The 26,157-nt window shown below is 35.2% G+C and carries 24 protein-coding genes and 1 pseudogene; all 25 read left to right on the top strand.

Annotated elements, in window-relative coordinates:
• Positions 1-130 precede the first annotated feature (130 nt).
• Entirely contained in the window at positions 131-1,087 is a 957-nt protein-coding gene (locus tag MWH28_RS11580; RefSeq protein WP_248619541.1) for a Na/Pi cotransporter family protein, read from the top strand.
• A gap of 199 nt (positions 1,088-1,286) precedes the next feature.
• Positions 1,287-3,686 (top strand): FtsK/SpoIIIE family DNA translocase, encoded by a 2,400-nt coding sequence (locus tag MWH28_RS11575; protein ID WP_248619540.1) that lies wholly within the window; start codon positions 1,287-1,289, stop codon positions 3,684-3,686.
• Positions 3,687-3,750: 64 nt separating this feature from the next.
• Entirely contained in the window at positions 3,751-4,488 is a 738-nt protein-coding gene (locus MWH28_RS11570; protein ID WP_248619539.1) for a GntR family transcriptional regulator, read from the top strand.
• Positions 4,489-4,835: 347 nt separating this feature from the next.
• Complete coding sequence (locus tag MWH28_RS11565; protein ID WP_248619538.1) at positions 4,836-5,723, top strand: helix-turn-helix domain-containing protein; 888 nt, start codon at positions 4,836-4,838, stop codon at positions 5,721-5,723.
• Positions 5,724-5,785: 62 nt separating this feature from the next.
• Positions 5,786-6,526, top strand: coding sequence for a CPBP family intramembrane glutamic endopeptidase (locus MWH28_RS11560; RefSeq protein WP_248619537.1), 741 nt, complete (start codon positions 5,786-5,788; stop codon positions 6,524-6,526).
• Positions 6,527-6,651: 125 nt separating this feature from the next.
• A complete protein-coding gene (locus tag MWH28_RS11555; RefSeq protein WP_248619536.1) occupies positions 6,652-7,038 on the top strand; it encodes a TIGR04086 family membrane protein in 387 nt (128 codons plus the stop codon).
• Positions 7,039-7,135: 97 nt separating this feature from the next.
• The gene (locus tag MWH28_RS11550) at positions 7,136-7,585 is read left to right on the top strand and encodes a hypothetical protein (RefSeq protein WP_248619535.1); all 450 of its coding nucleotides are present in this window, start codon (positions 7,136-7,138) and stop codon (positions 7,583-7,585) included.
• Between the two features lie 179 nt (positions 7,586-7,764).
• Positions 7,765-9,276, top strand: a complete 1,512-nt coding sequence (locus MWH28_RS11545) for a DEAD/DEAH box helicase (protein WP_248619534.1) — start codon at positions 7,765-7,767, stop codon at positions 9,274-9,276.
• Between the two features lie 332 nt (positions 9,277-9,608).
• Entirely contained in the window at positions 9,609-9,788 is a 180-nt protein-coding gene (locus MWH28_RS11540; protein ID WP_248619533.1) for a hypothetical protein, read from the top strand.
• 125 nt (positions 9,789-9,913) lie between these two features.
• Positions 9,914-10,951, top strand: coding sequence for an N-acetyl-gamma-glutamyl-phosphate reductase (gene argC / locus MWH28_RS11535; RefSeq protein ID WP_345894775.1), 1,038 nt, complete (start codon positions 9,914-9,916; stop codon positions 10,949-10,951).
• 20 nt (positions 10,952-10,971) lie between these two features.
• Complete coding sequence (gene argJ, locus MWH28_RS11530; protein ID WP_248619531.1) at positions 10,972-12,183, top strand: bifunctional glutamate N-acetyltransferase/amino-acid acetyltransferase ArgJ; 1,212 nt, start codon at positions 10,972-10,974, stop codon at positions 12,181-12,183.
• A gap of 312 nt (positions 12,184-12,495) precedes the next feature.
• The gene (gene argB, locus MWH28_RS11525) at positions 12,496-13,365 is read left to right on the top strand and encodes an acetylglutamate kinase (protein ID WP_248619530.1); all 870 of its coding nucleotides are present in this window, start codon (positions 12,496-12,498) and stop codon (positions 13,363-13,365) included.
• Positions 13,366-13,477: 112 nt separating this feature from the next.
• Complete coding sequence (locus MWH28_RS11520; protein WP_248619529.1) at positions 13,478-14,665, top strand: aspartate aminotransferase family protein; 1,188 nt, start codon at positions 13,478-13,480, stop codon at positions 14,663-14,665.
• Between the two features lie 180 nt (positions 14,666-14,845).
• Positions 14,846-15,811: a 1-phosphofructokinase family hexose kinase gene (locus MWH28_RS11515; protein ID WP_248619527.1), complete on the top strand. Its 966-nt coding sequence runs from the start codon at positions 14,846-14,848 to the stop codon at positions 15,809-15,811.
• Positions 15,798-16,256 carry a CBS domain-containing protein gene (locus MWH28_RS11510; protein WP_248619526.1) on the top strand — a complete coding sequence of 153 codons (459 nt, stop codon included), beginning with the start codon at positions 15,798-15,800 and terminating at the stop codon, positions 16,254-16,256. The genes MWH28_RS11515 and MWH28_RS11510 overlap by 14 nt, the downstream gene beginning before the upstream one ends.
• Positions 16,253-17,536 (top strand): cation:proton antiporter, encoded by a 1,284-nt coding sequence (locus MWH28_RS11505; RefSeq protein ID WP_248619525.1) that lies wholly within the window; start codon positions 16,253-16,255, stop codon positions 17,534-17,536. The genes MWH28_RS11510 and MWH28_RS11505 overlap by 4 nt, the downstream gene beginning before the upstream one ends.
• A gap of 233 nt (positions 17,537-17,769) precedes the next feature.
• Positions 17,770-18,504: an alpha/beta hydrolase gene (locus MWH28_RS11500; RefSeq protein ID WP_248619524.1), complete on the top strand. Its 735-nt coding sequence runs from the start codon at positions 17,770-17,772 to the stop codon at positions 18,502-18,504.
• 97 nt (positions 18,505-18,601) lie between these two features.
• On the top strand, positions 18,602-19,057 hold the full coding sequence (locus MWH28_RS11495; protein WP_248619522.1) for a NusG domain II-containing protein: 456 nt from the start codon (positions 18,602-18,604) through the stop codon (positions 19,055-19,057).
• A gap of 298 nt (positions 19,058-19,355) precedes the next feature.
• A pseudogene (locus MWH28_RS13005) lies at positions 19,356-20,621 on the top strand (ammonium transporter); the annotation flags it as partial.
• Positions 20,622-20,672: 51 nt separating this feature from the next.
• On the top strand, positions 20,673-21,608 hold the full coding sequence (locus MWH28_RS13000; RefSeq protein ID WP_345894774.1) for a methyl-accepting chemotaxis protein: 936 nt from the start codon (positions 20,673-20,675) through the stop codon (positions 21,606-21,608).
• A gap of 393 nt (positions 21,609-22,001) precedes the next feature.
• Entirely contained in the window at positions 22,002-22,235 is a 234-nt protein-coding gene (locus tag MWH28_RS11485) for a hypothetical protein (protein WP_248619519.1), read from the top strand.
• 35 nt (positions 22,236-22,270) lie between these two features.
• Positions 22,271-22,510 carry a MerR family transcriptional regulator gene (locus MWH28_RS11480; RefSeq protein ID WP_248619518.1) on the top strand — a complete coding sequence of 80 codons (240 nt, stop codon included), beginning with the start codon at positions 22,271-22,273 and terminating at the stop codon, positions 22,508-22,510.
• A 132-nt stretch (positions 22,511-22,642) separates the two neighbouring features.
• The gene (gene glnA / locus MWH28_RS11475; protein WP_248619516.1) at positions 22,643-23,977 is read left to right on the top strand and encodes a type I glutamate--ammonia ligase; all 1,335 of its coding nucleotides are present in this window, start codon (positions 22,643-22,645) and stop codon (positions 23,975-23,977) included.
• 20 nt (positions 23,978-23,997) lie between these two features.
• The gene (locus MWH28_RS11470) at positions 23,998-24,660 is read left to right on the top strand and encodes an NAD+ synthase (protein WP_345894773.1); all 663 of its coding nucleotides are present in this window, start codon (positions 23,998-24,000) and stop codon (positions 24,658-24,660) included.
• 149 nt (positions 24,661-24,809) lie between these two features.
• Complete coding sequence (locus MWH28_RS11465) at positions 24,810-26,147, top strand: ammonium transporter (RefSeq protein WP_248619514.1); 1,338 nt, start codon at positions 24,810-24,812, stop codon at positions 26,145-26,147.
• Positions 26,148-26,157 lie beyond the last annotated feature (10 nt).

The raw sequence follows: 26,157 nt of genomic DNA, 5'->3' as shown, positions 1-26,157 counted from the left end.
AAGCCCATTCAAAAGTAGCTTAAAGTGGGACTATGAAATTATTTTTAGAAAATACTTGATTTATCAGAAACAATGCAATAAAGAGTAATAGATTAACTTCCTATATAATATGGTTAGAAAGGAGTGATAGTTGAAAGGGGTCTTTAAATTGTTAGCTATATCTATAACTCAATTGTTAGGTGGACTTAGTTTATTCTGGTTCGGGATGCAGCTGGTTAAAGATAGCTTCTATCAGGCAGCGGGCGATAATTTAGAAAGGATAATGAGGCTATTAACGATTAATACATTGGCTAGTATTGTAACTGGGACTTTGATAACAATGGTTATTCAAAGTAGTAGTGCGACCAGTGTGCTTATTGTCAGTTTAGTTAATGCTAACTTGTTATCATTAGAACAAGCTTTTGGAGTGATTATGGGGGCCAACATTGGAACTACAGTGACTATTCAACTACTCTCTTTTCAATTAGAAGATTATTTGTGGCTAATTACTCTTAGTGGCTTGCTTATTTATTTCTTGTATTTAATAACTAAAAGAAGGTTTTTAAAGTATATTGCTAGAGGAGTATTGGGTTTTAGTATTTTATTTGTAGGGCTTGAGCTGATGGCTTTGACCATGACCAGTTTTAAAGAAGCAGAATGGTTTATTAACCTACTAGCAAAATCTACAGCTGTTCCTATGGTAGGAATTATTTTAGGGATTATAATTACAGCATTAATTCAAAGTAGTAGTGCTTTAACGGGAGTGATTATTGTGTTAGCCAAGCTGAATTTGATCAGCCTACCTTTGGCCATCACCTTATCATTAGGAAGTAATATTGGAACCTGTATTACTGGTGTTTTAGCTGGGGTGGGTAGCTCTCAAGCAGCTAAACAGACAGCTTGGGGACAGGTTTTATTTAATGTTGTGGGAGTAGTAGCTATATTACCAATTTTGCCGTTATTTATTCAGTTGGTTAGAGAAACAAGTACGAGCCTGCCCCGGCAGATTGCTAATGCTCATACTATATTCAATATCTATAATGTTGTTATTGTGTTGCCGGTTAAAGGATTATTTATCAAAGCAATAGTCAATTTAGCTAAGGATTAAATTGATTATTTTTGGTTTTACTTAAATTCAATCTTAGACTCAAGCTAAGTTGCCGGAGGAGCAACTTTTTTTATGTATATTTTATATCTAATGGGAAAATATATTATAGTGGAATATGAATAAATGGTTCAATTTGTAGGTGATTCAAGAAGGAATTTTTTAGTTAAAGTAGAAATAGTCAATGTGAGGTGAGAAATAGATGAAGGAGACATTACAAGAGATTTTTGCTAAAAGAAAATATGAGTTTTTTGGTATTATTTTAATAGTATTGGCTATTTTAAATGCAATTAATTTATTATCTCAAGATACAGGAATTATAGGTGATAGTTTAGCACGAGGGTTGAGATTTATAATTGGACAAGGTATCTATACTATACCTTTTTTGTTATTGATATGGGGAATTAAGATGATCTATAATAGCAAAATCAAGGTAAAGATCAGCTCTAGGATGGTTGGAGTTATGGTTATTGTATTAAACTTTTTAATTGCTTCTCATTTAGGAATTGAGCATCCCCAAGAGTTTGAAGCAGGTTTACAAGGTCAAGGTGGGGGTATAATTGGGGCTGTCTTTTTATATATCTTACGCAAGTTTTTTGCTGAAGTGGGGGCATATGTTGTTTTGGCTGCTCTCTTTTTGATAGGAATACTGTTACTAACAGATGTATTATTAATTAATTTATTATTAAAAGCTAAAGTTAAGATTGAAAAGATATTTACTATCTTTAAGGATAAATCTATTGCTAGAAAGGAAAAACTAAAGGATAAGCTCAGTAATTTTATTCCGTCAGTGAAAGCTTTTTTTGCTAAATTGAAGAAAAATAATACTACTTCTCAGCAGAATAAAGAAAAAACTGATTCTAAGTCAAAGCAGGCTGCTGGCTCAAATAAAAAAGAAAAGAATAAAAGTAGGATTAGCAAGCAGAAAAAGAAAGCTAAGAAGAAGCCTAAACGAGCAAAAAAGATTAAGAAAAAGAAGAAAGTAAAAAAGTCTAAAGATAAGACTGCTTCTAAGCAACCGACTACTAGTTCTAGTAATTTGCAAGCTAGACAAGAAGTAGCTGCTACAGCGGAGAAAGTAAAGCAGGATACTACTGAGCAAGAAGTTGTAACCAACAAGGACAACCAGCCTAAAAAGCGGATCAAAAAGAGATTAGAGACTGATTCGGCTAAACAAGAGCAGTTAGATTTTGATGAATATCAACTGCCAGATTTATCATTGTTGAACTTGGATGAAAAAGAGGTAGATGGATTTGTTGATAAGACTGAAATTTTAAAGGAGACACTCGATAACTTTGGGGTTCGAGCAGAGATTACAGATGTTAATTACGGGCCAACGATTACTCGTTACGAGATTCATCCAGCACCTGGAACTAAGGTGAGTAAGATCTTAAATTTAGCGGATGATATTGCCTTATCATTAGCAGCTACTGATATTAGGATTGAGGCTCCAATTCCTGGTAAATCTGCTGTAGGAATCGAGATTCCTAACCAAGAACAATCATTAGTTACTTTAGGAGCGATTTTGGAAAAAGAGGAGTTTCAAGCTGCTGAATCTAAGTTGACTATCGGTTTGGGGAAAGATATAGATGGTAACCCTGCTGTAGCTGATTTGGCAAAGATGCCTCATATGTTGGTAGCAGGGGCGACTGGTTCTGGTAAGAGTGTCTTCATTAATTCAATAATTAGTAGTATTCTTTATAAAGCTACTCCTGATCAAGTTAAGTTCTTATTGATCGATCCTAAAATGGTGGAGTTGACAATCTATAAAAAGATTCCTCACTTGGTTGCTCCAGTAGTGACAGATCCTAAGAAGGCATCATCTGCCTTGCGATGGGTTGTCCAAGAGATGGAAAATAGGTATGAATTATTTGCAGCTAGTGGAGCACGGGGGATTGATAGTTATAATAGATATCTTAAAGAGAAAGATAAAGATCCATTACCTTATGTAGTGGTGATTATTGATGAGTTGGCCGATTTGATGATGGTATCTGCTGCTCAAGTAGAAGATGCTATCTGTCGGTTGGCCCAGAAGGCTAGGGCAGCAGGAATTCATTTGGTCCTAGCTACTCAAAGACCTTCAGTAGATGTAATAACAGGTGTGATTAAGGCCAATATTCCAACACGTGTTTCGTTTGCCTTATCATCTCAAGCAGATTCAAGGACTATTTTGGATACTGGAGGGGCAGAGAAGTTGTTAGGTAAAGGGGATATGTTGTTTGCTCCAGTTGATGCTAATCAACCTCGTAGATTACAGGGGGCATTTATCTCTGATGCTGAATTGAATCAAGTTGTTGACTTTATTAAAAAGCAAGATACGCCAGAGTATGCTGGTAAGATAGCAAAAATAAAGAATAAAGATGTTGATATTAAATTAGAGGATGACAAAGATGAGCTGTATGAGAAAGCAGTCAGGTTAGTAGTTAATAATCGAGCTTCAATCTCTATGTTACAACGCAAATTGAGGATTGGTTATAACCGAGCTGCCAGAATGATTGATACGATGGAAGAAGAAAATATTGTTGGCCCGCATCGGGGCAGTAAGGCCCGAGAAGTCCTAATCAGTAAAGAGGAGATGGAAAAGATGCTAGCCGACGATTAATCTAAGTAAATATTACTTAATAGTAAAGACTAAATAAAAATAAAAAGGTAAGGAGAATGATAAGATGAATTTGATTAGAGAAGATTCTAGACCATTATATATACTAGTTAAGGAGAAGATTGATGAGAAGATTGATGATGGTACTTATCAACCAGGTGATCGTTTGCCATCGGAAGCAAAATTATCTCAAAACTTTGGGGTCAGTCGAGCTACTTTACGTGAGGCATTACGGGTTTTAGAAAAGGAAGGTAAGGTTAATCGGCGTCAAGGAGTAGGAACTTTTATTACAGAGAAATTGGCATTATTTAAAAGTGGGATTGAAGAGTTGATCAGTATTACTGAGACGATTGAAGCAATGGGTTTAAAAGCGGGAACGATAGATTTAGGGGTTAAATTAGATTATCAAGAGAAAGATTTAGCTAAAGAACTTGATCTAAATGAAGATGAAAAACTGACTGTTTTACAACGGACTAGAACTGCTAATGAAGAGCCGGTAGCTTTTTGTAAAGATTATTTGCCACAAGAGTTATTACCGGATGACTTTAGTTCAGAACAGATGACAGTCTCTTTGTTTAATTATTTACAAAAGCAGTGTAATATTTATATTAGCTATGCTGTAACAGATATTGTTCCTGTAGTAGCTGATGAACTATTGGCTGAAAAGCTGAATTTATCAGTTGGCACTCCTGTATTGTTATTAAAACAGATGCATTATGATGATCGAGATAATCCTGTTTTATATTCTAGAAATTATTTTCGAAGCGATAAATTTGAATTTCATGTTTTAAGAAATCGAGGCTGATTTGGGATATAAGGTCGTAAATTGACGACCTTATATTTTTGTATGGATTGTGATTTGTTTAACAATAAACTCAATATTGTACTACTTTTGTGTCACAATATTGAGTTTGCGGTTTACAGTTGAAGGTCAAAATCTTAAGAGCTATGAAAAGCCTTAGAATTATAGCTTTAGATTGGTTTTGGGTTTAAGTTTTAAATGGTTTTAACTGTCAACCGTCAACTGTTCACTGTCAACTGATATAAAGTGGCAAAGTGCCACTTTATATCAATTTACTCTTTGTTAAAAAAAGGATTTTAGATGGAAATGTCGAAATATTAAGAGGAGTGCCAAGAGGAGGGATGGATAGAATGCCTGAATTTGTAAAAAAATTGAAAGATAAGAGAGAACAATTGGGAATCACTCTAGAGCAAGCTGAAAATGATACTAAAATCAGAAAGGATTACTTAAAGTCAATTGAAACAGGCAATTTTGAGCAGATAAAGCAGGAGACTCATATAAGAGGGTTTTTGAAGGTTTATTCTAATTATTTAGGTTTAGATCAAGAAGAGATTTTGGCAGATTATAAGAGCTTTAAGAAGGAGCTAGAAGGAGAAGTTGAAGAAGAGATTACCTTCAAAGAAAAGCTGGTTGATCGAATGGATAAAAATCAAAACATATTACTTATTTTCACTATAGTAATATCTGGGATATTAGCTGTAGGAGTGCTTGGTTTTGTGGGTAATCGGGTCTATCATTTGATTGATAATCCAGAAACTTTTAATTTCCAGCCGTTGCAAAGAATTCAGCAGGTTGTTGGTGACATTGAAGAAGAGGTTGATGAGGAACTTGAAGAAGAAGTTGAGCAAGATTTAGGAGATGATCTTGTAGATGAATTAGAAGAGCCAGAAGAAACTATAACTGAGTTAGAAGGAGAAGAAGAATATATAGAACAAGAAAATATGGAAGAGGAAGGTATAGAAGAAGAAAGAGAGTTTAGTCAAACTGAAGAGTTAGACTTAAAAATTGAGACTATTGAAGATACATGGTATCTAGTTATTGTTGATGGTGAAGAAGTTTTTGAAGGTTCTACAGTTACTGGAGAAGTAAATTCCTTTTTAGGTAGTGAAATTGAAATAAGGATTGGTAATGCAGCAGGAGTTATAGTAATTAAAAATGGAGAAGAATATGGGCCATTTGGAGAAGAAGGAGAAGTAATTACACAAACTTTCTCAGTTACTGAGGATGAAGAAGAATAATCAATTAGGGGCTAGAATATTATTGATATAAAAGGAAGTGATATTAGGAAGGCGGTATTTGGATGGCTGAGATGTTAACTGACTCTAAGGTCAAATGGGATTTAGCAGATATTATATTAATTTTATCATTAACATTTGGTCTAACATTTATAGTTTTTTTGGGCTTGGAATGGTTAATAGAAACTTTTTTGCAATTTGATTATTTGAGATTAATTAAGCCTTTATTGCTTAATTTAATTCAAGCTTTGCTGTTAGCAGGGTTGACATTGTTTTTGGCAGTAGTTAAATATGGAGTAACCTTACAGGAATTTGGCTTGAAAAATAAAAATTTTAGGGTTAGTTTGAAGTATGGTTTTTTAGGTGGGGTAATCATCTGTTTGATGATTATAACTATAAATAACTTCTTTTATGGTTTAGTATCTAACTTATTTGGAATTGAAGTTCCAGCTCAGCAAGTTATTTATAATTTGTTGAATTCTCAAACTCTATTATTTTTTTTATTACAGAGTTCTATAATAATTATCATTGCTCCAGTTACTGAGGAGATTTTTTTTAGAGGTTTTGTCTATCCTTATTGTAAGAGTAAAATGGGTAAAACTAGAGGTTTAATTTTAAATGGAGCTTTATTTGGGTTGGCCCATTTCAGCTTGTGGGTTTTTCTACCTACTTTTTTAGGTGGAGTTATTTTGGCGTGGCTATATGAAAAGACAAATTCACTTTATTCATCCATTATAGCTCATAGTGTTTGGAACTTATTAGTAGTCATTGTAATTTATATTGTTTGGTACCTAGATGTTATTTAAACTTGAATAGGATTAAATTTAGTGGCTAAGCAGCCACTTTTTTTAATTTGGGGAGGAGAAAAAATTATTTTAGAGTCATAATTAGTTTTTTGCTGAATATTTTATAATAAATGGAGGGGAGTATGATGACTAGATCACAAAATAATATGTCTTTTATAAAAACAAGTAGTATTCTGCGAGGTCTAATAGTAAGTTTGATTATTTTGTTGAGCAGTAGTATTTTTTTAGGAGTGATTATTAGTTTAACTAATATTACTAGTAATTCAGTTAATACAATTTTATTTGCTTTAAATTATTTGGCGTTATTTGTGGGAGGAGTTGCTGCATCTTATTCTGCTCAAAATAATGGTTGGCTCAATGGAGGGCTGGTAGGGGTAATTTATATGGCAGTTATTATTTTATTGGGGAGTTTATGGACACCTATTACTATTTCATTAGGATTGGTAACAAGAGTAGCAATTGGCTTTGCAGTTTCAGCTTTAGGTGGCATGATTGGGATCAATGCTGTTTAATATGATTAGATTTTGACTTTAGGGGTGTCAACTATCAATTATTAATTTTTAACTGTAAACTGTCAATTGTAAATTGTACATTGTACATTGATATGGGGTGGGGATAAGGATTAAAGATAAACATTTAGAGGTTGAAGTTAAATTAGAGGGCCAATTAGATGATGTTTCTGAAGTAGTGCAAGGAGGCTTTTTAAGTTTACAGAAAAAATCAAAAAAGCAGTTTGTTGAGAGTGAACAGGTATTATTGATTATAGTTAAGTATGTTTTAGGAGCAGTTAGTAGTGGTTTTTTAGAAGAATTAGGCAAAGAATTATGGGAAAGATTCAAAGAAATTTTTATTGAAGGTGATGAACAGCAAGTAGTACCTGATTTTAAAATTCAGTTTGATTATGCTGACAAATCAATTTTAGCAGAAATAAAGGCAGATCAATTTGCTAAATTGGAAGCAGCATTTAAAGAACTAGAGGGTATTTTAGATAATTTAGAAGAGGATGAGGATGAAGTACATTTTATCTTAAAAGAAGATGGTTGGGTCAGAAATAACTAACCCTAATGGATACTTATGTATCTATTGGGGTTAGTTTATTTTAAAGTATAGTTTATAAAGGTTGTTATAATAATCTTAATTTAAACTAAAATTAACTCTATTTCATTAATTTAAATTTATGGAATAAGTTTTTAAGGTAACAATAATAAATAATAGAAGCAAATATTGAGGTGAGAGAAATGGAAATAGATACACTAGAGCAAACAGAATTAGTAGCTATGGAGGAATTAGCAGACCATTGGCAGGAGAAAGAATTTGAACTCTTGCCTCATCAAGTTAAGACTGTAGATCGAGTAGTAAATGAAATGGATGGTAGAGCTTTATTGGCAGATGAAGTTGGTTTAGGAAAGACTATAGAAGCGGGAATGATTTTAAAGGAGTATCTTGCTAGGGAAGAAATAGAGACCTGTTTAGTATTGACACCAGCTTCTTTAGGGTATCAATGGTGGAATGAGTTAACTGATAAATTTAAGATTGATGTTTTTAATAATCGTAAAGGAAGAGGCTGGCATTATTTTAATGTAATTATCTCTTCGTTAGATAAGGCTAAAAGGGAGCCTCATGCTGACTTTATTTGTGAGCGAGGTTTTGATTTAGTGATTGTTGATGAAGCACAACGCCTTAAAAATTCTGAGACGATGAATTGGAAGTTTGTCAATAAAATTCCTAAAAAATATTTATTATTATTGACTGCTACTCCAATCCAAAATGATTTAGAAGAGTTGTATAACTTAGTATCATTACTGCGACCTGATCTTTTTGGAGATTATTCGCAGTTTAAAGAAGAGTATGTTAAAGATAAGCATCAAGCACAGAATTTAGATCAGCTGCAGGAGTCTTTATCTGAAGTAATGATTCGTAATCGTAGAGAAGATGCTGATTATGAAGCTACAGATAGAGATGTGGAGTTAATTTCACTCGATTTGACAGATGAAGAGAAGAAGCTTTATGATCAAATAACTGAGTTGATTAAAGTAGAGTACCAAAAGAATCCTAGTAATAATAGTATCTTTAACCTATTGACCTTACAACGTGAGGTCTGTAGTAGTGCTTATGCTGCAGCTCATACTTTAGAGAAGATGTGCAAAAAAAAGAGTTATAGTGCGATTCAAAGCCAACTTCAATCTTTGTTAGAGATGGCAATTGAGATTCAAGAGAATGAAAAGATCAAGGTTTTAGAAGAGATATTGAATCAAACTGAAGGAAAAGCAATCGTCTTTACTGAATATCGAGCTACTCAGGAGTATATCTGCTATTATTTATATCATAAAGGGTTTCAACCTGTTGTCTTCAGTGGAGGATTATCAGATAACCAAAAAGAACGGGCCAAACGCATGTTTATGGAAAATGGTGATGTTTTAATCAGTACAGAAGCAGGAGGAGAGGGGATCAATCTACAATTCTGTAATACGATCATCAATTATGATCTACCCTGGAACCCAATGAAGGTAGAACAGAGGATTGGTCGAGTGCATAGATTAGGACAAGATAAAGATGTACAGATTTATAATCTATCTACTCAAGATACAATCGAAGAAAAGATTGTAGAATTATTAGATAAGAAGATTAATTTGTTTGAAGATGTAATCGGTGATTTGGATCTTGTTGTCAAAGAGGAGACTGATCAATCATTAGAACAGAGCATTCTCAAAAGCATTATTGAAACTGAGATTAAGGATCAAATTTCATGATATAAAGTGGCATTGTGCCGCTTTATATCAGTTGACAGTAGACAGTTGACGGTTGACAGTAGATAGAAAAAATCTAAATTCAAAATCACTCTAACCCCCTAAGCATAAAATTTTTTAAAGGTCTTAAACTTTTAAGGTTTTGCTTTTCAACTGTAAACTGTACCTACGGGTCTTTATCAAGACCCTTCGTGAAAATCACAAAAATCGTATCCACCGTAAACTGTCAATTCAATATTGTGGCACGGAAGTGCCATAATATTGCATAATCCCTTGCACAGATTGAGGTCAAACTACATATAGTAATTATACCTCAATAAAAAGGTGGGGATATTATGCTAACTAAGCTAAAGAGGATGGTAACTCGTAATAGCTTGAAGGTAAGAAGTGGAGTTGGTTTCGTATTATGTTTAGTTGGAGCAGGTTTGATTATTAATTTAGTACCTAGTTGGGCGTTAGGGATTATTGCCGGTGGAGGGAGTCTCTTTTTAGGAATTCAGCTATTGAAGGGGTGATTTAAAGGTTGAACAGACTTTTGTTTGAAATTAATCTTAGTAGAAAGTGAGACTTTTGCTTGTATTTTTATTCTTTTTTCTGTATAATTATTAATAATTACTAGGTATGTACTAGGAGGGGTTAAATTATGAATGTAAGTGTAGTTGGAGCTACTGGTTATACTGGAGTGGAATTAGTTAGATTATTAGCAGATCATCCAGAAGTAAAGTTAAAGACCTTAACTTCTAATAGCTTTTCGGAAGAGAAGATATCAGATATATATCCTCATCTGTCTACTAAGATTGATATTGAATGTCAAAAATTAAATATTGAACAATTACAAGAAGAGTCAGATGTTGTTTTTACTGCTTTACCACATGGGATTTCGATGACAGTCGTTCCTAAGTTAGTTGAGGCAGGGCTGAAGGTGATTGATTTAAGTGGTGATTATCGTTATCAAGAACTTGCTAAGTATGAAGAATGGTATCAAGAACATAATAGTCCTCAGCTGTTGGAGCAAGGGGTTTATGGATTGCCAGAGTTGAATAGAGAACAAATTGCTACAAGTGAGCTAGTGGCCAATCCAGGTTGTTATCCAACGGCTTCTATTTTGGCCCTTGCCCCATTATTGGACAAGGGTTGGATTGATCAAAATAGTATCATTATTGATGCTAAATCAGGTACGACTGGAGCGGGAAGAAAGGTCAGTTTGGGAACCCATTTTTGCGAGGTTGATAGTAGCTTTAAGGCTTATAAAGTTGCTAATCATCGCCATACTTCTGAAATTGAAGAAAAATTATCTTTAGTAGCAGACAAAGAAATTAATTTATCTTTCACCCCACATCTATTACCAATTAAACGGGGGATTTTGGCTACTATTTATGCTGATTTGAAGGAGGATCTTTCTTCATCTACAATAATAGATTATTATAGACAGTTTTATAAAGGAGATCAATTTGTTAGAATTATGCCTGGAGAGAGATTACCAGAGATAAAGTTTGTAGCAGGTTCTAATTATTGTGATTTAGGGCTTGAGGTTGATCAAGCTACTGGTCGAGTGATTATTATTTCAGCTATTGATAATTTGGTTAAAGGCTCAGCGGGCCAAGCAATTCAGAATTTGAATCTAATGGCTGGTTGGAGGGAAGACTTAGGTTTAGAAGATGCTGGGTTATATTTATAAGTGACTGGGGGGATAAGTAAATGGCAGAAGATTATCAAGATGTTATAGGAGGAATAACTGCACCACAAGGTTTTTTGGCAGCAGGAGTTGAAGTAGGAATTAAGAGTGAAGGTAGGGATGTAGCCTTAATTTATAGTCAGAATTCAGCTAAGGTGGCTGCCGTCTTTACTACCAATCAATGCTCAGCAGCTCCGGTTAAGTTGAGTCGAGAAAATTGTGAAGATGGATTGGCCCAAGCAATAGTAGTCAATAGTGGGAATGCCAATGCCTGTACGGGAAAGAGAGGTTGGTCTGATGCTGAACGCATGGAAGAGTTGGCAGCAGAAGAGTTAAACCTAAAGCAAGATCAGATCTTGGTTGCTTCAACAGGAATTATTGGTGAGTTTTTGGAGATGAATAAGGTTGAAGAAGGGATTAAGAAGGCAGCAGCTAACTTGAGTGAGACGGGAAGTGCCCATGCTGCAGAAGCGATTATGACGACCGATACATATTCTAAGGAGTTAGCAGTAGAGGTTGAGATTGGAGGAGAAACTGTTACGATTGGAGGGATAGCTAAAGGTTCAGGAATGATAGAGCCAAATATGGCAACAATGTTATCTTTTCTAACGACTGATCTAGCTATTGATGCTCAACTGCTAGATCAAGCTTTGCGCAAGGCAGTTAACAACTCCTTTAATAAGATCATTGTCGATGGAGATCAAAGTACTAATGATATGGTATCTATTCTAGCGAATGGCCAGGCAGGTAATTCTTCAATTCAAGAGCAAGATCAAGATTATGAGAAGTTTGTAGCAGCTTTGCAGTATGTTACTAAGGTGTTGGCCCATCAGATTGTACTGGATGGTGAAGGAGCTACTAAGTTTGTAGAGGTAGAGGTAGCTGGAGCAAGAAATAAATCTGATGCAGAAGTAGTTGCTAGAAAGATAGCTAACTCCAATTTAGTTAAGACTGCTTTATTCGGTGAAGATCCTAACTGGGGAAGAATAGTAGCAGCAGTTGGAGCTAGTGGGATAGATATTGATTTAGCTAAACTGGAGATCAGAATGAATGACCTATTATTACTTGATCAAGATGAGACCGTACTTAATTACGAAGAGGAGCTAGAAGAGCTATTAACCACTGATGAGATCAAGTTAAAGGTTAATCTGAATTTAGGAGAAGCTGTCGATCGGGTCTGGACTTGTGATCTCTCTTATGAATATGTTGAGATCAATGGGGAATATCATACTTGAGTTTAAGTATGAGTCTAAGTTTAAGTTTGAGTAAGAATAAGAGCAAAAAAAGAGTTTAAGCCAAAATTAATTTTGTAGGGATCAATCTTTGTGTTAATTCTATTAGGAATAAGATGTTTGCTATATTAAAGCCTTAAGTTTAAGTATAAGTTTAAGGCTAAGTTTGAGTAAGAGCAAAAAAGATTTACAATCAAAAGAATGCTATTGTTTTATAAATAGAAGTAGAATTTTATTTTTATGAATTAAAGGTTTTTAACTGTACACTGTAAACTATACACTGTACACTAAATTAAGTAAGGATAGGTGAGATTAATGGAAGAGTTAATTGAGAAGGCGGATATTTTAATTGAAGCGTTACCATACATTAGAGAGTTTTCGGGCAAGACTGTCGTAATTAAATATGGTGGTAATGCAATGGTTAATCAGGATTTGATGGAATCAGTTTTAAAGGACATTACATTATTAAAATATGTAGGAGTCAATCCAGTGATTGTTCATGGTGGCGGGCCAGCAATCAGTCAGACCTTGGATAAATTAGGAGTTGAGAGTGAATTTCATCAAGGCTTGCGGATTACAACTAAAGAGGTTATGGAGGTTGTAGAGCAGGTCTTAATTGGACGAGTAAATAGCCAGATTGTTTCTTTGGCCAATCTAGCAGGAAATAAAGCAGTTGGCCTATCAGGTAAGGATAATAATTTGATCCAAGCTCAAAAATATAAGGTAGATGATGTTGATTTGGGTTATGTAGGAGAGGTTGAACAGATCAATCCTGAAGTCTTAAAGGCAATAATTAAGAGTGATTATCTACCGATAGTAGCTCCTGTTGGAGTTGATTTAGAAGGGAATAGCTATAATATCAATGCTGATCTGGTAGCTGGCAAATTAGCTGGAGCTTTACAAGCAGAGAAATTGATCTTATTGACTAATGTGGAAGGGATTATGACTGATCCTGAGGATGAGGACTCCTTAATATCAAGATTGACAATTGAGGAAGCAAGTAGAATGATCGAAGGTAATAGAATCAAAGGTGGGATGATTCCTAAGGTTGAGGCTTGCATGGATGCTTTAGAATCTGATGTCAATAAGACACATATCTTAGATGGACGAGTGCCTCATTCATTATTATTAGAAATATTTACTGATCGCGGAATTGGAACAATGCTGACGGATAAGAGCATTTAGTGACTAGTAATTAGTAATTGGTGATTAGTAAATATTAAAACTTAGAAAAGAAATTATGTTTTTAACTGTAAATTGTCAATTGTAAACTGTCAATTGTTTTAGGGGGGATATTATGCTAAAAGAAGATGTAATTCAAGCTGATCAAGATTATTTTATGAATGTTTTTGGAAAAAGATTTCCAATTGTTTTAGAAAAAGGAGAAGGCGTTTATCTATATGATAATGAAGGAATTGAATACTTAGATTTTGCTGCTGGAATTGCTGTTAATGCCTTAGGTTATAAGCACCCTCAGGTAACTGAAGCACTTAAAGAGCAGGTTGATAAGTTATTACATGCTTCTAACTTATATTATTTTGAGATTCAAGCTAAATTATCTAAGTTATTAGTTGAGAATTCTTGTGGAGATAAAGTGTTTTATGGAAATAGTGGGGCTGAAGCGAATGAAGGAGCGATTAAGTTAGCAAGGAAGTATTTTAAGGAGCAGGGTGAGGAGAAATACGAGGTTATAACAGCTAAGGAGTCTTTTCATGGTCGAACCTTATCTACCATAGCTGCCACCGGTCAGACTAAATATCAAAAGGCCTTTACTCCTCTGCCAGAAGGATTTAAACATGTTCCTTATAATGATCTAACTGCTGCTAAAGAAGCAATTACAGAGCAGACAGCAGCAATTATGGTGGAGCCGATTCAAGGTGAAGGGGGCGTAAACCCAGCTCAAAAGGAATACTTACAAGGTTTAAGGGAGTTATGTGACCAAGCAGGCATCTTATTGATCTTTGATGAGATCCAAACAGGAATTGGACGAACAGGAGAGTTATTTGCTTATCAAAATTATGGTGTTGAACCTGACATCTTTACTTTGGCTAAGGCATTAGGCAATGGTATGCCGGTCAGTGCTTTTTTAGCTAAAGATCAAGTTGCCCAAGCTTTTAAACCAGGCGATCATGCATCAACATTTGGAGGTAATCCATTGGCTTGTCAGGCGGCTTATACAACATTGCAGGTTATTTTTGAAGATAATATTTTGGAGAATGCAAAAGAGGTTGGATCTTATTTTAGGGAACAATTGGAGCAGTTGGTTGAAGAGTATGATTCAGTTGTTGAAGTCAGAGGGAAAGGTTTGATGATTGGGGTGGAGTTAGAGATTGATGGCAAGGAAGTTGTAGGGAAGCTGTTAGATGAAGGGGTGTTGGCCCTGACTGCAGGTAAGAAGGTACTTAGATTTTTACCGCCATTGATTATTACTACAGAAGATGTTGATCAATTAATTGGAGCATTAGATCAGATATTAGTTGAATAAAAATAATTTCAGAATCAAATAACTGTCAGAATAGCACTCTTCTAGAGTGCTATTTTGAGTTGTAAGCTTTACAAGAAATTAAAGAAGTAATATAATAAAAGGTAGTGAATAAAGATAAATTAGTTAGAGCTTAGTAATGTGAATTCACTAAATCAGAAAGATTAAGTGAGGTGGCCGACAATGATAACAACAGTTACTTTAAATCCAGCAATAGATAGGGAGTTTTTTGTAGAGCGGGATAATATCAATTTAAATCAATATATTTATCATGAGCAAAATATAAAAGTAACTCCTGGAGGAAGAGGGTTATTGAGTGCAATAAATTTAAAGAAGTTAGGCTATGCTGATGTTCAGAATATAGGATTTGTTGGTGGTAAGCAAGGGTTGTTCTTTGAAAAAATGGTTCAAGAGTATGGAGTTACTACCAATTATGTTTATACAGAAAATGAAATGAGAAATAATATTTTTGTTATTGGTAAGAATCCTGTAACGTATACTCATTATAATGATTATACTTATCGAGTTGAACCTAATGATATAGAAGTTTTACTGGAAAGATTTAAGCGTGGAATTGTAGATAGTGATTTAGTTATGATTGCTGGCTCTGTTCCAGAGGGAATTAATTTTGATATTTATCAAAAGCTAATTCAAATTTGTCATCAGGAAGGTAAAGAAGTTTATTTACATGCTAGTGGGGAAGAGTTAAACAGAGCTTTAAAAGAGGAGCCACAAGTGGTTGCACCTTATTTTAGACATATAAATAAGATATTAGATATCAGGACAGTGCGGTTTGAAGATTATTATCGTGTAGGACGTAAGTTACAGGAGGCAGGGGCAGTTCATGCAATAGTTCCATATCATAATAAGCAATTGCTTTTTGATAAAAGAAAGGTTTATATATTGAGTGCTAAGAATTTTAGGCAAAGGAATTTATTAGGAGCAAGTGATGCTTATCATGCAGCTTTCTTTAATTATATTTTTAGGAATGGATTTGATTTTGTTGAAGCTAATAGACATGCTGGAGCAGCAGCCTTGGCAGTAGCAGAGAGAAAAGAGATTTTTCTTGAGGATCGAGCTCAGGTTGAAGAAAATTTAGCTAGAATTACTATTGAAGAAGTGGAGGTCGATATAGATGAGTTTAGTTAAAAAGTATATGATGCGAACGCTTAATTCAGTCTGTGCTAATGAAAATGTTGCTGAAGTAATTAAACTTATGTATAAAATTGAGGCAAGTGTTTTGCCTGTAGTTGATAAAGATAATAAATTCTTAGGTACGATCTATAGTGAAAATATTTTAAAAAATGTTATTCCTGAACAGTATGGTGTCTTAAAGGTGCATAAGTTATTACCTGAAGTTAATCAAGCTGTACAAAATTTGCAAGAAATTAAGAGTAGGGAGATTAAGGAGTATATGTCTCCTACTAAAATAGCTATTAGAGAGACTGATTCGATGAATAATGTAGCTGAAATTATGCTAGAAAATGAAGAGTCTCGATTATATGTAGTTAATCATGAAGAAAAATTAAGAGGCTATATTTCACGAGCAGATCTACTATGTTATCTATTAGAAATGGAGGAAGTTGAAAAATGAATTTAGAAGCAGTTAGTACTTTGACAGAATTACAAAAATGGATGATGCTTAATCGAGCTAGTAATAAGGCGATCTATTTAATTGGTGGTTTGATGTTCTTAGGATTAATTATGGTACTTTTGACTAAGAGAATCAGGATGCCAATTATAGTTGGGTATGTCTTTTTAGGGATCTTTTTAAGTGTTAGTTTAGTGGAAAGGTTACCTTTTTTAACAGAAGTACAAAAAGAATGGTATGCTTACACAATTAGCAGTTTTGATTATGTAGGAGATTTGGCTTTATCATTTATTGCATTTACTATTGGAACGGAACTTTCAATTAAGATGTTTAAAAACTTTGGCAAGACGATTTTTTGGATAGTAATTATACAAGCTTTAGCAGCATTTATATTAGTAACTTCGGGTATCTTATTATTGGGCCAACCTATTTATGTTGCTTTAATTTTTGGAGGATTAGCTACAGCAAGTGCACCTGGTTCTACTGTAATGGTTTTACAAGAATATAATGCTCAAGGAATTTTGACATCAATGATTATGGCTGTTGTAGGTCTTGGAGATGCTGCAGCTTTGATTATCTTTAGTCTGGTTAAGCCAATTGCTCTGATTAAGTATTCAGGGGTAGGAGAGATTTCTTTTAGTAATGTTATTTTATTTCCTATGGTTGAAATAGTAGGTTCAGCAATCCTTGGACTTTTATTAGGATATATTTCTCAGAGGTTTATGGTTAGTTTGCATGATAAGACTAAAAAAGTACTGACATTAGTAGCTACAATATTTGGAGCTACGGCTAGTGCAACACTATTACACCTATCGCCATTGCTTACTAATATGGCGGTTGGTTTTGCTTATCAAAATTTTGCTCGTAAGAATTTAGAAATCAGTGCAGAACAGGAGACCTTAAGTATTCCATTGTATGCTATGTTCTTTATTTTAGTAGGGACTAAAATAAAGTTATCAACGTTAACTTCTGGTGTCTTTTTACTGGTTGCTTTAGTATATACTTTGTCTAGAGTTAGTGGTAAGATAGGGGGATCATATTTAGGAGCTTGGTTAGGTGGTGCCCAAGAGAAGATTAAGAAGCATATCGGAATGGGTTTGTTATCGCAAAGTGGTCTATCTTTGGCTTTAGCATATAGGGTACAACAAGATTTTGCAGATGATCCTAGAGTTGGCTTATTGATCTTTAATATTATCCTGTTTGCCAGTATACTAAGTGAAGTTTATGGGCCATTGTCTACTAAGCATGCAATTACTAAGGTAGAGGAAGCTAATGTTCAATAATATCGGCGTTAACTTAAGATAATTTTTTGTATTATAGGGATTCGAAGTGAAGCTTTATTACAATTATGTGTCAGTGTCCGTAGTCTGTGTCAGTAAAAAATCAAGGTCAAAATCCTTTGGTTTAGAAGGTTTAAAGGACTTGAACTTCACAGACACAGACACGAACCACTGACACTATATATCAATTATGTGTTAAGTTGACGCACATGTGTAATTATAGGGGTGTTAAGTTAATGGACTATCTTTCTGAATATGCGAAACCATTTTATTTTGAAGGAAATCAGACTGCTTGCTTGTTGATTCATGGATTTACAGGTTCTCCAGCTCATATGAGATTGTTAGGAGAAGCTTTACACCAAGAAGGTTATACGGTTAAGGGGATTTTATTACCTGGACATGGGACTTCTATGGAAGACATGGAGCAGACAGATTGGCAGGATTGGTTAGCAGCAGTTGAAGAGGAATATCAGAAGTTAAGAGCAGAATATAGTAAGGTGTATTTACTAGGTTTATCAATGGGTGGGATACTATCTTTATTATTAGCACAAAATTATGCTGTGGATAAGGTAGTCTCTATAGCTGCCCCAATCAAGATTTACAATAAATTGGCTTATTTGACTCCAGTCTTGAAATATTTGAAACGTTTTAACTATTCTAGCGGTGGAGAGAAGCTGGAATATGAAACATATGATGTTGGTTATTCGGCTACTCCGGTCAGAACTGTACCTTGTTTGTTGAAATTAATGAAGTTAGCTAAAAATAACTTAGAACAAGTAGAATGTCCTACTTTAATTATTCAATCGCACCAAGATCAGACGGTAAAACCGGTTAGTGCAGAAATGATTTATAATCAGGTAGCGAGCCAAGAAAAGGATATATTATGGTTAGAAGAATCTGGACACGTAGTTACCTTAGGGCCAGAGAAAGAGTTAGTTCACCAGCGGATAATTGAATTTTTACAGGATTAAATTATTCTTATCAACCCTTTATTTTAATGTGAATATGATATATAATGGTTAAATGAAGGATATGTGATAAAAATAATTATCTAAGATGGTGATAATAATGATAAAAAAGCTAGGATTGGATAAAATTAATAAGATAATGACTGTTGCGGACAAAGTGGTTGTAGTTTTAGTTATCTTGATTAGCTTATCAATGTTAGTATTAACTCCTAAGGTAATAACTAAGGAAGTTGATGGTAGTAAGGATGTCGTTGTTACGATGGATAATGAGGAAGTTTATCGGCATGAGTTACTTGAAACTGAAGAGCTAGAACGGGTAGAGTTTGACTTTAGCTTTGAAGGTGAGAAGTATCAAGGGGTTTTGCTGATGCAGGATGGGGAAGTAAGATTGGATCGCTTGAGTAGCGAAATTTCTCCGTTGCCGATTCATCATGAGATGGGCTGGATTAGTGAATCGTATGAGATGATTGTTTCAATGCCAATTAAGATGGTGGTTACAGTTGAAACAGTTCAGGAAACAGAAACAGAAGAGGATATTGATGCAATGACTTTTTAAGATTTATGGGACAAGCTAGGATTCAATCTGAATTCTAGCTTGTCTTTTTATTTTCTTAGGTATTGAGAAAGAAAATCATTATCAAACATATAATATAATTACCTATTATTTGCTTATTTAATCCAAATTAATATCTGGTTAACAGAGTATGATGTTAAAATAATGTAAAAGAGTGAAAAATAATTATCTAAACCCTTGATAAATATCTCTGTTTGGCTTATAATTAACACTAACATAACATTAACCTAACATATGACTTAAAGGAGTGAGTAGGGTGCAGAAAAAGGTAATTATATTAATGGTAGTATTGGTTCTACTTGGAGCGTTACCTATTACTGTTGAAGCAGTAGAGGAAGTAGGAGCAGCAGAAAGGGTAGCAATAGACACAATGTGGACATTGCTGGCAGCATTTTTGGTCTTCTTTATGCAAGCTGGTTTTGCAATGGTAGAAGCAGGTTTTAGTCAAGCTAAGAATACAGGGAATATTATTATGAAGAATTTAATGGATTTCTCAGTTGGTTCATTGATTTATTGGATCTGTGGATTTGCCTTTATGTTTGGAGCAGGGAATAATTTCATTGGTTTAGAAGGTTTCTTTTTGAGTGGGGGATTTGAGCATTTAGGCTTAGAGATTCCAATCAGTGCTTTTTGGATCTTTCAAGCTGTTTTTGCAGCGACTGCAGCAACAATTGTCTCTGGAGCAATGGCTGGCAGGACAAAGTTTAGTGGTTATTTAGTCTATAGTATTGTGATTACAGGGTTTATTTATCCAGTTGTTGGTCATTGGATCTGGGGTGGTGGTTGGTTATCAGAAATGATTGATTTTGCTGGTTCAACCGTTGTTCATTCAGTAGGTGGCTGGGCAGCATTAGCAGGAGCAATTGTACTCGGGCCAAGGTTGGGTAAGTATAATGAAGATGGCTCAATCAATGCCATTCCAGGTCATAACTTATTGATGGCTGCTTTAGGAGTCTTTATTCTTTGGTTTGGTTGGTTCGGTTTTAATGCAGGTAGTACAGTGGCAGGGACTGATTTGAGTATTGCTGAAATTGCAGTAACGACCAACTTATCAGCAGCTACTGGAGCAACTTTGGCGATGATTACTAGCTGGATTAAATATGGTAATGCGGATGTCAGTATGACTTTAAATGGTGCTTTAGCTGGTTTGGTAGGCATTACAGCAGGAACGGCAAATGTTAGTAATTTAGGAGCGATCATAATTGGTGGCTTAGCTGGAGTTCTTGTGATTTTTGCAATTGAGTTAATTGATCAGTTACATGTTGATGATCCAGTAGGAGCAATTGCAGTTCATGGTGTTTGTGGTAGCTTTGGTACTTTGATGGTCGGTTTATTAGCAGTAGAGAGAGGATATTTTTATGGTGGAGGAATTGAGTTATTATTGATTCAAGCTAGAGGGGTAGTCAGTGTAGCTATTTGGACATTTCTGACAGCTTTCTTATTATTCAAGGGGATTGATCTGGTAATTGGATTAAGAGTTTCGGAGAAAGAAGAGATAGAAGGGCTAGATTTAGCAGAGCATGGTGCTAGTACTTATTCAGATTTTGGAGCAGCGAGTTGGGAGACGATTGAGAAGGTGTTAGTGGGATTGAAGAAGATGGCTCAGGGAGATTTTAGTACTAGATTGGATACGACTGATGATGGAGAAGCAGGTTTGTTAAGTACTTTCAATCGGACTAATCAACGGGTCAGTTCATTAATTACTGATTTAACTGAATTGATTGAGATCTTATCTAACTCTAGTCAAGAGTTATCTACTTCAGCTCAAAAAGGTAATTCGATCACTGAAAGTACTGCTGGAAATGTGACTGAAATGGCTGCTAGTATTCAGCAGATTTCAGCGAGTAGTCAACAGGTCAGTAGTTTGGCTCAGCAAGCAGCAGCACAGACTGAGTTGGGGAGTGATAGTTTGTCTGCTGCTATTAAGCAGATGGAAGAGATCAATAGCTCAATAGAAGAAGGAGTTGATTTGATCAATCAGTTGAATAATAATTCTGCTGAAATAGAAGAAATTGTTAATTTTATTACTAATATAGCAGAACAGACTAATTTATTAGCTTTGAATGCTAGTATTGAGGCAGCAAGAGCAAGTTTTACTACGGAGAGTTCTGAAAGAACTCGTAGGGGCGAAGCTGGGAAAGGGTTTGCGGTTGTAGCTGATGAGATTAGGGCTTTAGCAGATAATACAAATCAAGCTACAGATAAGATTGCGAATTTAATTAGAGAGACATTAAATAAATCAGAATCGAGTTTGCAAGCTGTACTTGATATTGAAGAGAAAGCAGAGGAAGGTAAAGATATAATTGAAGATGCAGGAGAATCTTTTGAGGAGATTGAGGATTATATCCTTAATACTTCAGTTAATATTCAGCAGACTTCTGCTGATACACAAGAGTTGTCTATTAGAGGGGAAAAGATTAAAGATGATACAGATGAGATTAATCAAATCTCACAGGATTTAATGGAGTCTTCACAGACGTTAGCTGAGATGGTAGAGAAGATAGAGGTTTCTATAGCAGGTTTTAATGTTTAAGCAAAAGTCCGAGCCATTATGGTTCGGACTTTTTTGTGGGTTAATTACAATTCAGTTTAAGTTTGAGTCTAAGTCTAAGTAAGAGCTAAGACCTTATGTTTTTAATGGTTGACTTAAACTCACCTTCGGGTTTATAAAAACCCTTCGTAATAAAACCATTTCCTCAGCCTTAAACTTAAGCTATTTATCAATTTAATGTAATTTTCTACCTAGTGCAGTAGTTGATAGAGTTAAATAGCTAAGGCGAAGCTAACATGATATGTTATCTTCATGGTATAATCCTGAACAAAACTGAAAATAAATGGTATTATAACTTGACAAAGCCGAATACAAGGTTTATAATTAACATATAGTTAACATGAAGATAACATAAAACAGTGTGGAGGGGTTTAAATGTGTACTGAAATAGAAAGATCTAAAATGGAATATAAGGGTAGAAAATATATGAATCTTAAAGAGGTTGCTATTTTGGTGGGTAAGCCTCTAATTGTACTAGAAAATAGAGTTAAAAATGGAGAGTTGGCAGCGAAGAAGGTTAAGGGTGAGTGGTATGTACCCCAAAAAGAGTACAAGAAGCTGACATCATATGCGATGCTTAATCAGGGGAGGCATTATAAATCAACTTAAATTAAACAAATAAAATACAGTTAGGAGGGGATATAATGACTGGAGATAATCCTACAACTTCAATTTATTCTATTGGTGTTGCTGAGAAGAAGACTAAGTTAACAGCTCGGCGGGTCCGTTATTATGAAAAAGCTGGCTTGGTTGATCCTGAACGAACCCAAGGGAACCAGAGGCTTTATTCTCAAGAGGATATTGAAAAGTTAAAAGAGATTAAAAGCTTATTGGAGCAGGGGTTAAACCTTGCTGGGATCAAAAGAAAGTTGAAGGATAAGTGACTTAAATGTAAACTTTATGTTAAGAATAAAAACTTTTTATGTTTTTCTCTTGACAAAGTAAAGCTCAAAGATTATAATTAACACAAAGTTAACATAAAACTTACACGAAAATAATTTTAAGGAGGAATAAAAATGAGTCAATTATGTAAAGAAGATGTATTACAACAAGCAGAGGAGTTGGATGTTAAGTTTATTAGGTTACAGTTCACAGATATTTTAGGAGTTATTAAGAATGTAGCAATTACGGTAGAGCAGTTGGAGGAAGCTTTGGATGGACAGATAATGTTTGATGGTTCATCGATAGATGGTTTTACTCGAATTCAAGAATCTGACATGTATTTAAAGCCTGACTATGATACTTTTACTATCTTTCCGTGGAGGCCAAAAACTGGTGGGACAGTTGCTCGATTGATCTGTGATGTTTATACTCCAGATGGAGAACCGTTTATTGGCGGGCCAAGAAATGTACTGCAAAAAGCATTAGAAGAAGCAGCAGAGATGGGTTATGAGATGTATGTTGGCCCGGAACCAGAGTTCTTCTTATTTGAAAAGGATGAAGATGGGAATCCGACTACAGTTACAAATGATCAAGGTGGTTACTTTGATTTAGGGCCAGCTGATACAGGTCAGGATGCTCGTCGAGATATTGTATTAGCTTTAGAGAAGATGGGTTTTGAGATGGAGGCTTCACACCATGAAGTAGCTCCTGGTCAACATGAGATTGACTTTAAATATTCTGATGCATTAACGACAGCAGACAATATTGCTACTTTTAGATTTGTTACTAAGGCGATTGCTAATGAACATGGATTGCATGCTACCTTTATGCCAAAACCAATCTTTGGAGAAAATGGTTCTGGAATGCATATGAATCAGTCATTATTTAAAGATGGAGAGAATGTATTCTATGACCCAGATGATGAGTTAGGGTTAAGCCAAACAGCTTATTATTATATTGGAGGGTTATTAAAGCATGCTAAAGCAATTACTCCTATAACTAATCCAACAGTTAATTCTTATAAGCGGCTAGTACCAGGTTATGAAGCTCCAGTTTATTTGGCGTGGTCTGCTTCGAATCGAAGTGCGTTGATTAGAATTCCTGCTGCTCGAGGAGCTGGGACTAGAGTAGAGATGAGAAATCCAGATCCTTCTGCAAATCCTTATCTAGCAACTGCTGTGATGTTAAAAGCTGGATTGGATGGAATCAAGAATAAAATTGAACCACCTAAAGAGATAGTAGAAAATATCTTTGCTATGGAAACAGGAGAAAAGGAAGAAGCAGGAATTGAAAGTTTACCAGGTAATATTAATGAAGCAGTTCAAGAGTTATTGGCAAATGAATTAATTCAAGATGCATTAGGAGAGCATGTACTAGAACATTTTGTTGAAGCTAAGCAGATAGAGTGGGATATTTATCGAACTCAGGTTCACCAGTGGGAATTAGACGAATATTTGAAAGTCTATTAATTGATGAGGAAGGTCAAAATATGTTCAACAAAGATTATGAATTGACGGTAGAGAAGCTAGTAAACTGGCTTAGACAGAAGGTGGAAGAAGCTGACTGTAAAGGTGCAGTAGTTGGATTATCAGGAGGGATAGATTCTTCAGTAACTGCGATCTTAGCTAAGAAAGCATTCTCTGAGAATATGTTGGGAGTGATTATGCCTTGTGTTAGTAATCCTCAAGATCAGAAGGATGCCCAGTTAGTAGCAAAGCAGTTTGGAATAGAGACAGAAGTGATTGATCTAATTGAAACTTATAAAAATTTAGTAACAAGGTTAGATACCCAACAGAAAAGTAAATTAGCTTTAGCTAATATTAAACCTCGCTTGCGAATGACTACATTATATTATTATGCTAATTTAAGAAATAGTTTGGTTGTGGGGACAGATAATCGCAGTGAATTGAAGTTGGGCTATTTTACTAAGTATGGTGATGGGGGTATTGATTTGGCCCCCTTGGGTAATTTGGTTAAGACTGAAGTTAAGGAAGTAGCAAAGATATTAGGGATTCCCGAGAAGGTTATAAGTAAACCGCCTTCAGCTGGGTTATGGGCCAACCAAACAGATGAAGAAGAGTTAGGAGTAAGCTACAAAGAGATAGATCGTTATATCTTAACGGGGAAGCTGACGAGAAGGTTCAACAAGTAGTAGAGCAGTTAGCAGCTAAGAATGAACATAAGTTACAGCTACCCCCAATACCTAATTTTTAATTGATTATTAGTTTAATGGTTGACTCAACCTCAACCTTAAACTTAAGCTATTATTTATAAGTAAACAAGAATAGAGGAGTGGAGAAGATGAGAAGGAATTTATTTGTTTTGAGTTTGGTGGTTATGGTAGTGGCATTCAGTTCTACAGCTTTTGCAGCAGAGGTGACTGCTGAGAGTAATGCAGTAGCAATTAATACTATTTGGGTCTTATTAGCTGCATTTTTAGTCTTTTTTATGCAGGCAGGATTTGCAATGGTAGAAGCTGGTTTTACTCGGGCCAAAAATGCAGGAAATATCATCATGAAGAATTTGATGGATTTTTCTGTAGGTTCCTTGATTTACTGGGCAGTTGGTTTTGCTTTTATGTTTGGAACAGGCAATCAATTTATTGGACTAGAGGGTTTTTTCTTAAGTGGAGGATTTGAACATCTAGGACTGGATATCCCGATTAGTGCTTTCTGGATCTTCCAAGCTGTCTTTGCAGCGACAGCAGCTACAATTGTTTCAGGAGCAATGGCTGAACGAACTAAGTATAGTGGCTATTTAGCTTATAGTATAGTAATTACTGGATTTATTTATCCTGTAGTTGGTCATTGGATTTGGGGTGGTGGTTGGTTAGAAGGAATGGGTATGATCGATTTTGCTGGTTCGACCGTTGTTCACTCAGTAGGTGGCTGGGCAGCTCTAGCAGGAGCTATAGTCTTAGGGCCAAGAATTGGTAAATATAATGAAGATGGTTCAATCAATGCTATGCCAGGTCATAACTTATTGATGGCTGCTTTAGGTGTCTTTATCCTCTGGTTTGGTTGGTTTGGGTTTAATCCAGGTAGTAGCTTAGCTGGGATCGATCTAAGCATTGCTGAGATTGCAGTAACAACTAATTTAGCGGCAGCAGCAGGAGCAACTTTGGCAATGATTGTCAGTTGGATTAAGTATGGTAATGCAGATGTCAGCATGACCTTAAATGGTGCTTTAGCTGGTTTAGTAGGGATTACTGCTGGAACTGCAGATGTGAGTAATGTTGGAGCAGTAATTATTGGAGCATTAGCTGGAATGATTGTAATTTATGCAGTAGAGTTGATTGATCAATTACATGTAGATGATCCAGTAGGAGCGATAGCAGTTCATGGGATTTGTGGAGCTTTTGGAACCTTAGCAGTTGGTTTTTTAGCAGTAGAAGGTGGATTGTTGTATGGTGGAGGATTTGATCTGTTAGTTGTGCAGGCAATCGGAGTAATCAGTGTAGCAGTGTGGACATATACAACAGCCTATATTTTATTTGAAGTGATAGATGCTGTGATTGGATTACGTGTCTCCCCTGAAGAAGAGAAAACAGGTTTAGATTTGACTGAACATGATTCAATTTCCTATCCTGACTTTGTGTCACCACATTGGAAGACTGTTGAAGTCAATAAGAAAGAATAAGAAAGGGGAG

It is taken from the genome of Natroniella sulfidigena, from assembly GCF_023223645.1.
Taxonomy (GTDB): Bacteria; Bacillota; Halanaerobiia; order Halobacteroidales; family Halobacteroidaceae; genus Natroniella; species Natroniella sulfidigena.
The sequence above is the reverse complement of the archived record's forward strand: the minus strand, read 5'-3'. Positions and strand labels throughout refer to the sequence as shown.